Raw genomic sequence first — 13,723 nt, 5'->3', positions numbered from 1 at the left:
CCGGTTCTCGGAAGCCATCATTCTCGGCGCGGCCTGACCTGAATCTCAACACGCCTAGGCGCGAAGGTTGCGGACCGAATTTGGGTTCAAACCATCTCGACCCAGACCGGCAAGTGGTCCGAACCGACTGCCTGCTGGTCGACCCACAGGCGCTTCAGCGATTTGGCCAGCGAGGCGCTGGTGAAGACATAGTCGATGCGCTTGTGGCGGCTGGCGTCGCCAGGCCGCTTGGGGTCGACCCAGGTGACGAGATCGGCGCCTGCGGCGGCAAGGCGCAGGGCGGCATCGACGGCAAGATCCGCGGTTACCGGCATGCCGAATTCGTGATCCAGGTGGCCGACGAATTCGACATGTTCCGGCGATCCGGCCAGCATGTTGAAGTCGCCCATGACGACGAAGCCTTCGGGACAAGGCAGGTCGGGCAGGCCGACCTCGGCGACACCCGACAGCGCGCCGCCCTCGATCGCATAGTTCAACAGGCGCCGGCGCAGAAACCGGATCTGGCTGGCGCGTTCGACCGGGCTGCGATGGTCGAGATGGGTGGAATAGAAGCGGATAAAACCAAGCGGCGTCTCGATTAGCGCCTCCAGCGCGCCGCGCTGGAAATTCATCACTTCGAAACTGCGGCTGCGCGGCAAGAGGAGATTGCGCGACAGATGAACGGGGGTTTTCGACAGCACCATGTTGCCGAGTTGGAAGGTGGTGGTGATGGCGCGGCCGTTTTCCAGACGCGAGCCCACATTGGCCTCGAAATTGCTGCCGTAGACGGCGAAATATTCGGGCAGCGCCTCGCCAAGCTCGGCCACCATGTCGCGGCCGCCATTGTTGGGGTTGTTGCGCGAGACCTCCTGCAGCGCGATCACGTCAGCGCCGCGCACGGCATCGGCTATGCGGCCGACATCGTAGCGGCCGTCAAGACCGACGCCGTAGTGGATGTTGTAGGTTACAAGCTGCATTGCGACTCCGGCGATGTTCAGACTCGGCCATGTTCAGGCTCGGACCATGTTCAGACTCGGACTATGTCAGACTGGGGCCATGTTGATAAACAGCCTCGCCCTTCGCGCCACCTTGGTTTAGAGCAGTGCCAAACGTTAGAGCAATGCCGCAAGGCCGTTAGCAGAAACTCAGCAATACGATGAAATTTCTCGATCAAGCCAAGGTCTATGTCCGCTCCGGCGATGGTGGCGCCGGATCGGTGTCGTTCCGGCGCGAAAAGTTCATCGAGTTCGGCGGTCCCGACGGCGGCGACGGCGGCCGCGGCGGCGACGTCTGGGTGGAGGCGGTCGATGGGCTGAACACGCTGATCGATTATCGCTACCAGCAGCATTTCAAGGCCAAGACCGGCACGCACGGCATGGGCCGCAACATGACCGGCGCCAAGGGCGCCGACGTGACGCTGAAAGTGCCGGCGGGAACGCAGGTCTTTGCCGAGGACAACGACACGCTAATCTGCGACCTGACCGTCGTCGGCCAGCGTTTCCTGCTGGCCAAGGGCGGCAATGGCGGCTTCGGCAACCAGCATTTCAAGACCTCGACCAACCAGGCGCCGCGCCGCGCCAATCCGGGTCAGCCGGGCGAAGAGCTCAACATCTGGCTCCGGCTCAAGCTGATCGCCGATGCCGGCCTGGTCGGCCTGCCCAATGCCGGCAAGTCGACTTTCCTCGCCGCTGTCACCGCTGCCAAGCCGAAGATCGCCGACTATCCCTTCACCACGCTGCATCCGGGCCTCGGTGTGGCCCGCATCGACGGGCGCGAGTTCGTCATCGCCGATGTTCCCGGCCTGATCGAAGGCGCGCATGAAGGCGTCGGCATCGGCGACCGTTTCCTCGGACATGTCGAACGCACGCGGGTCCTCCTGCACCTCGTCTCGGCGCAGGAAGAAAATCCGGGGAAGGCCTACAAGACCGTGCGCGCCGAACTCGACGCCTATGGCCATGGGCTGGTCGAGAAGGTCGAGATCGTCGCACTTTCCCAGGTCGACACGCTCGATGCCGACGCGCGCAAGAAGAAGGTCGCTTCGCTGAAACGCGCCGCCGGCCGCGCGCCGATGCTTTTGTCCGCGGTCACCGGCGAAGGCGTCGAAGCCGTTCTGCGCGCGCTGATGACGGTCGTCGCCGAGGCGCGCGAAGCTGTCGCCGCTCCGGTCGAGACGCGCTGGAGATAGCGATGGCCGCGCAGTCGCTGAAAAAATACCGGCGCATCACCGTCAAGATCGGCTCGGCGCTGCTTGTCGACCGCACGGCGGGGCTGAAGCGCGACTGGCTGGCCTCGCTTGCCGACGACATTTCAGTGCTGGCCGAGAATGGCGCCGAGATCCTGGTTGTGTCGTCCGGCGCCATCGCGCTTGGCCGCACCATTTTAGGCCTCGGCAAGCGGGCGCTGAAGCTCGAGGAAAGCCAGGCGGCGGCGGCCGTCGGGCAGATTGCGCTGGCCGGCGCCTGGTCGGATGCGCTCGGCAAGGGCGGCCTGAAATCGGGCCAGATCCTGCTGACGCTCGGCGACACCGAAGAGCGCCGCCGTTATCTCAATGCGCGCGCGACGATCTCGACGCTGCTCAAGATGAAGGCGGTGCCGGTCATCAACGAGAACGATACGGTGGCGACCTCGGAAATCCGCTATGGCGACAATGACCGGCTGGCGGCGCGGGTGGCGACGATGATGGGCGCGGACCTTTTGGTGCTGCTCTCCGACATTGACGGGCTCTACACGGCGCCGCCGGCGCGCGACCAGCATGCCAGGTTCGTCGCTGTCGTCGACCGCATCACGCCTGACATCGAGGCGATGGCGGGTGCGGCCGCTTCGGAGTTTTCACGCGGCGGCATGCGCACCAAGCTCGACGCCGGCAAGATCGCCACCGCCGCCGGCACTGCCATGATCATCACATCAGGCACGCGGCTGTCGCCGCTGCTGGCGATCGAGCGTGGCGAGCGGGCGACGTTCTTCCGGCCGAGCGCCAATCCGGTCAAGGGCTACAAGACATGGATCGCCGGGCAGCTCGAACCGGCAGGCCGGCTGACAGTCGATGCCGGCGCCATCGGCGCGCTGCTGTCGGGCAAGTCGCTGCTGCCGGCCGGCGTCAAGCTGGTCAGCGGCAATTTCTCGCGCGGCGACACGGTGGCGATCCTGTCGCCCGAAGGCCGCGAGATCGCGCGCGGACTGGTTGCCTACGATGCCGCCGATGCCGTAAGGATCGCTGGCTTGAAAACAGCCGAGATCGAAACGGTGCTCGGCTATGAAGCGCGATCGGCGATGATCCACCGCGACGACCTTGTGGTGAGCCATTCCAGTGACCAAGTACAGGCCGGCGACCAAGTACAGGCCGCTGACCAAGCGGTCGGTGACGAGGTGAATAGCGGAGGATGAGCCATGCTGAAGCTGCATGAAAAATCCCGGGACGATACGGTGGCGCTGATGGCCGATATCGGCCGCCGCGCCCGCGCTGCCGCCCGACCGCTGGCCGTCGCCACAGCCGAGCGCAAGCACGCCGCATTGATCGGTATGGCGCAGGCGATCCTTCGCCACGAGCAGGATATTCTCGACGCCAACGCCATCGACATCAAAAATGCCGAGCAGTCGGGGCTTTCGCCTTCTTTCATGGACCGGCTGAAGCTTGATCCCGGCCGCATCCGTGCCATGGCCGACGGCATCAGTGAAATCGCCGGGCTGCGCGATCCGGTCGGCGATGTCATTGCCGCGTGGGACCGGCCGAACGGCCTGCATATCGAGCGCGTGCGCACGCCGCTCGGCGTTGTCGGCGTCATCTACGAAAGCCGGCCGAACGTGACCGCCGATGCCGGCGCGCTGTGCCTCAAGGCCGGCAATCCGGTGATCCTGCGCGGCGGCTCGGATTCGCTCAACTCCTCGGCGGCGATCCATGCCTGCCTGGTCGAAGGGCTGAAAGCGGCCAAGCTGCCGCAGGATGCCATCCAGCTGGTGCCGACCGCCGACCGCGCCGCCGTCGGCGAGATGCTGAAAGGACTTTCCGGCAATATCGACGTCATCATTCCGCGCGGCGGCAAGAACCTGGTCGAACGCGTACAGAACGAGGCGCGGGTGCCGGTCTTCGCGCATCTCGAAGGCATCTGTCATCTCTACATCGACGGCTCGGCTGATCTCGACATGGCGGCCACGATCGCGGTCAACGCCAAGATGCGGCGCACCGGCGTCTGCGGCGCGGCCGAGACGCTGCTGGTCGACCGCGCTGTTGCCGCAACTCATCTGGTGCCGATCCTCGGGGCGTTGCGCGACGCCGGGTGCGAAATCCATGCCGACGCCGAGGTGCTGAAAGTGTTTACCGACGCCCAGCCTGCGACCGACGCCGACTGGGTGAGCGAATATCTCGATGCCATCATCGCAGTAAAACTGGTCGACGGCGTTGCCGGTGCGATCGAGCACATCGAGACTTTTTCCTCGCACCACACCGAGGCGATCGTCGCCGAGGATGCCGACGCCGTCGAACGGTTCTTCAACGAGATCGATTCGGCGATCCTTCTGCACAATGCCTCGACGCAATTCGCCGATGGCGGCGAATTCGGCATGGGCGCCGAGATCGGCATCGCCACCGGCAAGATGCATGCGCGCGGCCCGGTCGGTGTCGAGCAACTGACCTCGTTCAAGTACCGCGTGCGCGGGACGGGACAGGTGAGGCCTTGAGCTTATTCGCGGTTAGAGCCTGACAGGCGTGCGCCCAGCCACCCCCTCTGTCCCGCCCGGTGCCTGACACATGCTATCCCCGTCCGAACAACCCGTCCCCTCTCGCTACCTTCATATGCCGCATGCCGAAAAGGGCCTGGCCGTCGGACTGTTCGGCGGCTCGTTCAATCCTGCCCATGCCGGCCATGCGCTGGTCGCCGAGATCGCGCTCAGGCGCCTGGCGCTCGATCAGTTGTGGTGGATGGTGACGCCGGGCAATCCGCTCAAGAGCGCGCGGGAACTGGCGCCGCTGGCCGAGCGGCTGCGCCTGTCCGAGCAGATTGCCCGGAACCCGAAGGTCAAGGTCACCGCCTTCGAGGCGAGCCATTATGTCCGCTTCACCGCCGACACGCTGGCCCTGGTCAAGGCGCGCAACCTGGGTGTCGACTTCGTCTGGATCATGGGCGCCGATTCGCTGCGCGATTTTCATCGCTGGCAGCGCTGGCGCCAGATCGTGATGACGTTTCCGATCGCGGTGATCGATCGCCCTGGCGCGACGCTGTCGTTCCTGTCGTCAGTTGTCGCCAAGACGTTCGACTACGCGCGTGTCGACGAGGGCGACGCGCCGCGGCTCGCCCGCATGAAGGCGCCGGCCTGGACCTTCATTCACGGCCCGCGCTCGTCGCTGTCGTCGACCGCGATCCGCAAGATGGCGCAGGGATAGGAGTCTCTTTCTCCTTCTCCCCTTGTGGGAGAAGGTGGCCGAGCGAAGCTCGGTCGGATGAGGGGTGCTGGCAGGATCACTACCCTGAAGAACTAAGCGATTGAAAGCTCTATCTTTCTACGCTTCATTTCTTCCAGCACCCCTCATCCGTCCCGGCGCTACGCGCCGATCCACCTTCTCCCACAAGGGGAGAAGGCAAGTCGGGCGATGTCGCATTTGCGGCTGCCTTTCCTCGGTCCGTGAGCGATCCTGCGCGGGCATGGCGATTCTCGAACGAAACCAGACCAGACGCGACCCGGCACAGGGCAGCCCGCCGGCCCCGGCGATCGCCATCGCCAGCGTCGTCCTGTCGATGGCGCTGGTAGCGGTCGGCAACGGACTGATGTTCGCCTATATCCCGGTCCGGCTCGGCGCCGAGGGCTTCGATCCGACCTGGGCCGGGCTGATCGTCACCGGCCTCTCGGCCGGCGGCCTGGCAGGCTGCATCCTGACCGGTCCGCTGGTACGACGCGTCGGCCATGCGCGCGCATTCATGGTGCTGTCGGCGTTGATCGTGCTGTCGAACGCCGCCGTCGGGGCCGGACCGCACCCGCTGTCGTGGATCGCGGCACGCGCGCTCTACGGCTTTGCCATATGCGGCCTGTTCATCGTTGCGCAAAGCTGGCTGAACGACGTCATCGCCAACGCCATACGCGGCAGGGTCATGGCCTTCTTCTACGTCGCCTATGTCGCCGGGCTCGGTGTCGGCTACTCCACACTGGCGCTGATCGACATAAGGGCAGCGGACGCGCCGCTGGTCGGCATCGCCTTCACCGCGCTGTCGATCCTCCCCGTCGGGTTGACGCGGCTCGCACAGCCGCCGCCGCCGCCGGCGGCGTCGGTGGCGCTTGGCCGGGCCTGGCGGATTTCGCCGGTCGGCGTCGCCGGCATGCTTGCCGTCGGCGGCCTGTCGATGACGATTTCAGGCTTTGCGCCGATCCATGCCACGGCCAAGGGCTACAGCCAGGCCGATGTGGCACTGCTCCTGTCGGCGATGCCGATCGGCACATTGATCCTGCAGATCCCGCTCGGCTGGATTTCCGACCGCACCGACCGCCGCTTTGTGCTGGTCGCCGCTTCGGCGCTTGCCATGGTGGCGGGCCTGTTCGCGCTGGGCTTCGATGGTGGTGCGCTGGCGGCGCTGGTCGTCATCTATGTGGTCTGGGCCGGCGCGTCGGAATCGATCTATTCGCTGGCCAGCGCACATGCCGCCGACCGCGCCGGCAAGGACGACATGGTGGCGCTGTCCAGTTCACTGCTGTTCGCGTGGTCGCTGTCCGGCTTCATCGTGCCCGGCATCGTGACCGGGCTTTCCGCCGTCTACGGAACCCAGGCCTTCATCCATGTGGCCGTCGTCATTGCCACCGTTTTTTGCCTGTTCGTGCTGTGGCGCGTGGTGGCGATGTCGCCTGTTCCCGCCGCCGAGACCGGCAATTTCGCGCCGATGAGCGCGCAGGCACCGCTGCCCGTCGATCTTGCCTTTCCGTCCGAAGAGCAGCGCCGCGCGGATAAATAGCTATGCCGGGAATCGATCGTCTCACTGTCTGGTGACGGCTTCCTGCCGCGGTGCTTCCGGTGGTGGCGCGGGTATAGAAATGCCTTCGCTGTCGAAGGCCTGCTTGGCGCGTTTGGTGAGATCGATCTGGGTCGCGAAGAAATCGGCAGCCGAGGTCCAGTAGCGCAAGGTGATGGCGACGTTGCTGTCGCCGACGGTCGCCACAAAGGCAATCGGCGCCGGCTCCCGCCTGACGCGTCGCTCGTCGGCGGCGACGCCCAGCATGGTCTTTTGAGCGAGATCGATATCGTTCCACGAGCCGATGGTCAGGGTGATATCGGCGCGGCGGATGCCGTTGCGTGTATAATTGCGGACGGGCTGGTTCCACAGCGTCGAATTGGGAGCGAGCACGTAAACGCCTTCGACCGTTCTCAGCGTGGTGGCGAACAGCCCGATTTCCTCGATGGTCCCGGAAATGACCCCGACCTCGACATATTCGCCGATGCGGAATGGCCGCAGCGCCAGCAGCATGATGCCGGCGGCAATGTTCTGCAGCGTGCCCTGCAGCGCCAGGCCGATGGCCAGGCCGATGGCGCCAATGGCGGCAATGATCGAGGTCGTCTGGACGCCGAACTGGCCGAGCACCATGACGACGACGAGGATCAGTATGGCGTAGCGGACGATCCGCGAGAAGAAGTGGCGCAGCGTCGTGTCGAAGCCATGGATATGGCCGAGGCCGGCGTAGATCGAGCGCTGGGCAAGGCCGGCGACGATATAGCCGAGGACCAGCAGGATGACGGCGCCGATGGCCGAGAACGAGTACGAGACGATCAGAGCGCTGAGCTGCGCAAGGCCGGACTGCACGGTGAGGAGAGCGTTCTGAGGGTCGACAGGCATGAGGGGGGATCCGATTGGTCAATGCGCCGATAACCCTCGCCAGGCGGCAAGAGTTCCGATTTTTCTTCAACTGCGGAACCGGAAGAACGGTTCGTCGTTGGCTACGGTAGGGTTGCCGTCTTGAAACTGCAACGCAACTCTGCCTATCTAAGGGTGTCACCTGCTTTGAAGGGTGATTTGGTTGTTCTTGCTGCGAAAGGAAATACACTGAGAACAGCACTTTGGAAGAAGGCCGACATCGTGCCTTCGCCGGCCGGGATCAGCGTAAACGACGCCGTGTCCCGCGCCATCAAGACAGTCCTTGCCAGTCTGGAAGACTCCAAGGCCGAAAACATCGTCTCAATCGACATTCAGGGAAAATCGAGCCTCGGTGACTATATGGTCATCGCGTCCGGCCGATCGCACCGTCATGTCTCGGCTGTCGCCGATCATCTCCTCAAGGCGCTCAAGGATGCCGGGCTCGGCACGGCGCGCGTCGAGGGACTGGCCGGCGCCGACTGGGTCCTGATCGATTCGGGCGACATCATCGTCCATGTCTTCCGCCCCGAAGTCCGCGACTTCTACAATCTCGAAAAGATGTGGCAGGCGCCGGACCTCGAGGAAGAGACCCTCCACTGAGCCGTATCGGTTGATGCATGTCGTTTACCAAAACCGGTGACCACTTTTGGTGACATGCATTAGCGGCTCTTCGAGGCAGGGATGAAAATCACCGTTCATGCCGTGGGCCGGATGAAAGCCGGCCCCGAGAAGCTGCTCGCCGACCGGTATTTCGAGCGCTTCGCCAGGAGCGGGCCGGCCGTCGGGCTCGAATTCTCAGGGGTCGTCGAGATCCCGGAGGGCCGCGCCCAGACCGCCAACGAGCGTCGCCGCGAAGAGGGCCAGAAACTGCAGGCGCAGTTGCAGCCTGGTGCCGCGCTGATGCTGCTCGACGAGCGCGGCAAGAGTTTTTCCTCCGAGGATTTCGCCGGGCGCATCGGCCTGCTGCGTGATAGCGGCCGCAAGGCGCTGGTCATCGCCATCGGCGGCGCCGACGGTCATGACCAGTCGCTGCGCGATCAGGCCGACCTGATGGTGTCGTTCGGTGCGCCGACATGGCCGCACCAACTGGTCCGTGTCATGTTGGGCGAGCAGCTTTACCGGGCGGCCACAATCCTGTCCGGCCATCCCTATCATCGCTCGTGAGCCGTTGCAGATTCGACCGAAACCGGTGGATTGGCGTGAGCCGCCCGGATTTTCGCCTCAATGCGTCACGAGGCTGTTTTCGGTCGGCGGGCTCTCGAACATGGTTGATTGTTCGTTAACGAAGCCACGCATAAAGTCGGGCTTCAATGGCTGAAGGTTGGAAATCGCGAACGGGCTTTTGGCGCGCAGGCTGCGGCTTGGCAGCGGCGGTGCTTATGCTGTCGCTCGGTGCCGCGCGGGCGCAGAGCAGGCTCGACATGGCGCCCGACCCGGACCAGAGCCGCGCCGAATACGAACGGATATCGCAGGAGATCACGCTGTCGTCGGAGCGGCTGGCCAGGCTCGCCGCCGACATGGCGACTGTCAAGAAGGACCATGCCTCGATCACCGCGGCGCTGATCCAGTCGGCGATGACCGAGCAGAAGCTCGGCCAGGACATCGAGGACATCGGCGCCAAGCTGGAAGGGCTGAAGAGCGACGAGCAGAAAATCCGTGCCTCACTGGCTGCCAGGCGCGACGTTCTGGCCGAGGTGCTGGCCGCGCTGCAGCGCATGGGGCTCAATCCGCCGCCGGCCATCCTGGTCAAGCCTGAGGACGCGCTGTCGTCGGTGCGCAGCGCCATCCTGCTCGGCGCCGTGGTGCCGGAACTGCGCCAGCAGACCGAGATATTGCTGGCGGAACTCAAGGAGCAGTCACGGGTGACGGCCTCGATCGAGGCGGAGCGGGCGCGGCTGACGGCGGCAGTCGCCGAGCAGACGGCGGAAAAGAAGCGGCTCGGCATGCTGCTCGAAGCCAAGCAGAAGCTCGAAGCCGAGACGCAAACGGCCCTGGCGGCGGAAAAGCAGCGATCCGCGGCACTGGCGGCCAAGGCCGGCAGCCTGAAGGAACTGATCGCCTCGCTCGAGGCCGACAAGGCCCGCAAGGCCGCGGGCGCGGCGAAGGCAGCCGAGCAGAAGGCAGCCGAGCAGAAAGCCGCGGAGCAGGAAGCCGCGGAGCAGAAGGCAGCGGGCGCCGACAAGGCCCCGGCGCAGACGGCTCCGGCACAGAAGGCCCCGGAACAGACGGAACTGGCGGCCCTGCCGGTGCCGGAAGCCAACCGGCTCACCGCCGCGGCGCCGTTTTCGGCGCTTCAGGGGCAGATCGCGTTGCCGGTCACCGGCAAGATCAAACGGCGGTTCGGGGCCAGCGACGGTAACGGCGCAGTGATGCTCGGTGACATGGTTGCGACACAATCGGGAGCCATCGTCACCGCGCCGGCGGACGGAAATGTGCTTTATGCGGGACCTTTTCGCTCTTATGGTCAACTCTTGATCCTGAACGCAGGAGACGGCTATCATGTCGTTCTCGCGGGGATGAGCAGAATCAGCGTCGCGTCTGGCCAGTCGGTGCTCGCAGGAGAGCCGGTCGGCGCGATGGGAGAGGCCCGGGTGGCGAGCACCTCGGCATCGAAGAATGGAAATGCCACGCCGGAACTCTATGTTGAGTTCCGCAAGGATGGAAAACCCGTCGATCCGACCCCATGGTGGGCGGACCGTTTGTCTGGAAGGACGTGAGATGATGCGGAAACTGTCGCTTCTGTTTGCCGGTGCGCTGATGGGCGCATCCGCGATGAGCCTGGTCTATGGCGCGCCCGGCTCGACGGCGAACGCTGCGGGCTCCGAGACCTATAAGCAACTGGCGATCTTCGGTGATATTTTCGAGCGGGTGCGGGCGCAATATGTGACGCCGCCCGACGACAAGTCGCTGGTCGAAAACGCCATCAACGGCATGCTTACCTCGCTCGACCCGCACTCCTCCTATATGAACGCCGAAGAGGCGCAGGACATGCGCGTGCAGACCAAGGGCGAGTTCGGCGGCCTCGGCATCGAGGTCACCATGGAGAACGACCTGGTCAAGGTGATCACGCCGATCGACGATACGCCGGCTGCCAAGGCGGGCGTGCTTGCCGGCGACTATATTGCCAAGATCGACGGCGAGGAGGTTCGCGGCCTGAGCCTCAACGATGCGGTCGAGAAGATGCGTGGGCTGGTCAACACGCCGATCAAGCTCACCATCCTGCGCCAGGGCGCCGACAAGCCGATCGAACTGACGGTGGTGCGCGATATCATCAAGGTCAAGGCGGTCAAGTTCCGGGTCGAGAACGACATCGGCTACATCAAGATCACCTCCTTCACCGAAAAGACCCATGATGATCTCGAGAGCGCCATCGATACCATCGAGAAGCAGGTGCCGAAGGAAAAGCTCAAGGGCTACGTGCTCGATCTGCGCCTCAATCCGGGCGGGCTGCTCGATCAGGCGGTGAGCGTGTCCGACGCCTTCCTCAACCGTGGCGAGATCGTCTCGACGCGCGGCCGCGATCCGAAGGACGTCACCCGCTTCGATGCGCGGCCGGGCGACGATATCGACGGCAAGCCGCTGGTCGTGCTCGTCAATGGCGGCTCGGCCAGTGCGTCCGAAATCGTCGCCGGCGCGCTGCAGGATCTGCGCCGTGCCACGGTCGTCGGCACGCAGTCGTTCGGCAAGGGTTCGGTGCAGACCATCGTCCCGCTCGGCGAGAACGGCGCGCTGCGCCTGACGACGGCGCTCTATTACACGCCGTCCGGCAAGTCGATCCAGGGCAAGGGCATCACGCCCGACATCAAGGTCGACCAGCCGTTGCCGCCGGACCTGCAGGGCAGGGACCTGACGCGCGGCGAGTCGGACCTCAAGGGCCACATCAAGGGCAGCGAGGAGGGCGATGCCGGTTCAGGTTCGGCAGCCTATGTGCCGCCGGAGCCGAAGGACGATCTGCAGCTCATCTTCGCCCAGCAGTTGCTGCGCGGCGAGAAGACCGATCCGGCGTTCCCGCCGAATCCGGACAAGGCTGTGCTGAACCAGTAGGGGCCGTGCTGAACCAGTAAAAGTCGATCGGCCGGACAACAGGTCTGGCTGCCTGATCGAAGCGATGTAATGCTGCCGGGGCCGCAAGGCCTCGGCAGTTTGATTCGGGGACCGCGGCTGGGGATGCGGCTTGGCTGACATCGGTAGTGACATCGAACGCCCACTCGGGCAGGCCGTCCGGCCGCCGCGCGCGGCCCGCAGGATCAGCGCTGGCGTGCTCGCGGCCACTGTCGTGGTGCTGGCCGTGATCGGCGTCTCCGGGGCGATTGCGCTGCGTGAAAGGCCGTTTCGAAAGCCGGAAGAAGTCGCCGTTTCGACGCCGATGGCGACAGCCGTGGTCGAACCCGCAGCGCCGGTCACTGAACCGGCGCCGAAGGCCGAAGCAGCATCCAAGGCGAGCATACCCAAGACGGGCGGGTCCAAGGCAAGCGGATCCAAGACCGGCGGGCCGCAGATCATCCACATGCAGGCCGAAGCGGGCGACGGTCCACCCGGGGCCATCGTCATCCACGACCCTTCGACGACCGGCCAGAACCTGAGGATCGCGCATATTCCCGACAGGGCGCTGGTCGAGTCCGGCGAAACCGGTCCGTTGCCGGTTCGTGCTGCCGACGGCAGGCGGCCATTCGATGTCTATGCGCGACCGTGGTCCGGTGCGCGCGGTGCGCGCGTGGCGATCGTCATCGGCGGGCTTGCCGTGTCACAGACCGGCACGCAGGCGGCCATCGCCAAGCTGCCGGCCGAAGTGACGCTGGGCTTCGCGCCGCAGGGCAACAGCATCGGCCGCTGGATGCAGGCGGCGCGGCAGAGCGGCCATGAGATCGTCATGCAGGTGCCGCTCGAACCGTTCGATTATCCGAATGTCAATCCCGGCCGCAACACGCTGACGGTCGTGGCGACACCCGACGAGAATTTGGAGAATTTGCGCTGGGCGCTGTCGCGGACGACCAATTACACCGGCGTCATGAACTATATGGGCGCTCGTTTTTCGGCCGATGCGGCGGCGATGGGGCCGCTGATGGCCGAGCTTGGCAGGCGCGGCCTGGCCTATGTCGACGACGGTTCGTCGGCACGCAGCCTGGCGCCCGAACTGGCGTTGAAGAACGGTGTGCCGTTCGCCGCCGGCGACACGTCGATCGACGCCGTGCGCGACCGCGGCGCCATATTGAAGAAGCTGGACGAACTGGAAGCAACCGCGCGGGCGAAAGGCTTTGCCGTCGGCATCGGCTCGGCCTTCGACCTGACGGTCGACACCGTGTCGTCCTGGGTGATCGAGGCCAAGAAGCGCGGCATCGAGATCGTGCCGATTTCGGCGGTGGCGGTGGATCCGGAAAAAGGTTGAGCATGGCGAAGAAAAAACCGGTCGACCCCGAGACGCTGCCCTATCGTCGCTGCGTCGGAGCGATGGTCCTCAACGGAGACGGGCTGGTCTGGGTCGGGCATCGCATTGCCGAGCCGGACAGCGAATTCGCCGGCACGACGCAGCTCTGGCAGATGCCGCAGGGCGGCATCGACAAGGGCGAAGAGCCGCTGCAGGCGGCACAGCGGGAACTCTACGAAGAAACCGGCATGCGCAGCGTCTCGTTGCTGGATGAGGCGCCAAACTGGATATTTTACGACCTGCCGGCCCATCTGGTCGGCATCGCCTTCAAGGGAAAGTATCGTGGCCAGACGCAAAAATGGTTCGCCTTCCGCTTTCACGGCGATTTGAGCGAGATTGAGATCAATCCGCCGCCGGGCGGCCACACCGCCGAGTTCGACAGATGGGCCTGGCGACCAATGGAGGAATTGCCCGACCTGATCGTTCCGTTCAAGCGTCAGGTCTATGAGGATGTGGTTGCGGCATTCCGGCATCTGGTTGCGTAGCTTGGCGC

General features: G+C 64.9%; 13 protein-coding genes. 11 read left to right on the top strand and 2 right to left on the bottom strand.

The features are described 5' to 3' along the window. Nucleotides 1–86: 86 nt before the first annotated feature. A complete protein-coding gene (locus AC0L2V_RS17020; protein ID WP_473513273.1) occupies nt 87–956 on the bottom strand; it encodes an endonuclease/exonuclease/phosphatase family protein in 870 nt (289 codons plus the stop codon). Nucleotides 957–1,135: 179 nt separating this feature from the next. Between AC0L2V_RS17020 and obgE the strand changes: the two genes are divergently transcribed. The 5 genes from obgE (at nt 1,136) to AC0L2V_RS16995 (ending at nt 6,911) form a co-directional block, all read left to right on the top strand. Continuing rightward, nucleotides 1,136–2,164, top strand: a complete 1,029-nt coding sequence (gene obgE / locus AC0L2V_RS17015) for a GTPase ObgE (RefSeq protein WP_128168566.1) — start codon at nt 1,136–1,138, stop codon at nt 2,162–2,164. A gap of 2 nt (nt 2,165–2,166) precedes the next feature. Next, nucleotides 2,167–3,363 carry a glutamate 5-kinase gene (gene proB / locus AC0L2V_RS17010; protein WP_128245913.1) on the top strand — a complete coding sequence of 399 codons (1,197 nt, stop codon included), beginning with the start codon at nt 2,167–2,169 and terminating at the stop codon, nt 3,361–3,363. Nucleotides 3,364–3,366: 3 nt separating this feature from the next. Next, a complete protein-coding gene (locus tag AC0L2V_RS17005; RefSeq protein WP_473513275.1) occupies nt 3,367–4,653 on the top strand; it encodes a glutamate-5-semialdehyde dehydrogenase in 1,287 nt (428 codons plus the stop codon). Between the two features lie 115 nt (nt 4,654–4,768). Further along, entirely contained in the window at nt 4,769–5,356 is a 588-nt protein-coding gene (locus tag AC0L2V_RS17000) for a nicotinate-nucleotide adenylyltransferase (protein ID WP_473513277.1), read from the top strand. 259 nt (nt 5,357–5,615) lie between these two features. After that, nucleotides 5,616–6,911, top strand: a complete 1,296-nt coding sequence (locus AC0L2V_RS16995; protein ID WP_473520664.1) for an MFS transporter — start codon at nt 5,616–5,618, stop codon at nt 6,909–6,911. A gap of 21 nt (nt 6,912–6,932) precedes the next feature. Here AC0L2V_RS16995 and AC0L2V_RS16990 read toward each other — a convergent pair whose 3' ends face one another. After that, on the bottom strand, nt 6,933–7,787 hold the full coding sequence (locus tag AC0L2V_RS16990; RefSeq protein WP_473513279.1) for a mechanosensitive ion channel family protein: 855 nt from the start codon (nt 7,785–7,787) through the stop codon (nt 6,933–6,935). Between the two features lie 240 nt (nt 7,788–8,027). On the opposite strand from AC0L2V_RS16990, the gene rsfS reads away from it, so the two are divergent. From rsfS to AC0L2V_RS16960, 6 genes are all read left to right on the top strand, one after another. Continuing rightward, nucleotides 8,028–8,405, top strand: coding sequence for a ribosome silencing factor (gene rsfS / locus AC0L2V_RS16985; RefSeq protein WP_023800052.1), 378 nt, complete (start codon nt 8,028–8,030; stop codon nt 8,403–8,405). A gap of 81 nt (nt 8,406–8,486) precedes the next feature. After that, nucleotides 8,487–8,969: a 23S rRNA (pseudouridine(1915)-N(3))-methyltransferase RlmH gene (gene rlmH, locus AC0L2V_RS16980; protein WP_473513281.1), complete on the top strand. Its 483-nt coding sequence runs from the start codon at nt 8,487–8,489 to the stop codon at nt 8,967–8,969. Nucleotides 8,970–9,115: 146 nt separating this feature from the next. Further along, entirely contained in the window at nt 9,116–10,522 is a 1,407-nt protein-coding gene (locus AC0L2V_RS16975; protein WP_473513282.1) for a murein hydrolase activator EnvC family protein, read from the top strand. 1 nt (nt 10,523) lies between these two features. Then, complete coding sequence (locus AC0L2V_RS16970; protein ID WP_473513284.1) at nt 10,524–11,849, top strand: S41 family peptidase; 1,326 nt, start codon at nt 10,524–10,526, stop codon at nt 11,847–11,849. A 130-nt stretch (nt 11,850–11,979) separates the two neighbouring features. Beyond that, entirely contained in the window at nt 11,980–13,191 is a 1,212-nt protein-coding gene (locus AC0L2V_RS16965; protein ID WP_473513286.1) for a divergent polysaccharide deacetylase family protein, read from the top strand. A 2-nt stretch (nt 13,192–13,193) separates the two neighbouring features. Continuing rightward, entirely contained in the window at nt 13,194–13,715 is a 522-nt protein-coding gene (locus AC0L2V_RS16960; RefSeq protein WP_473513288.1) for an RNA pyrophosphohydrolase, read from the top strand. The last annotated feature ends 8 nt before the right edge of the window (nt 13,716–13,723 follow it).

This window comes from Mesorhizobium sp. WSM4814 (assembly GCF_055811595.1).
This window is presented reverse-complemented; position numbering and strand designations above follow the sequence as displayed.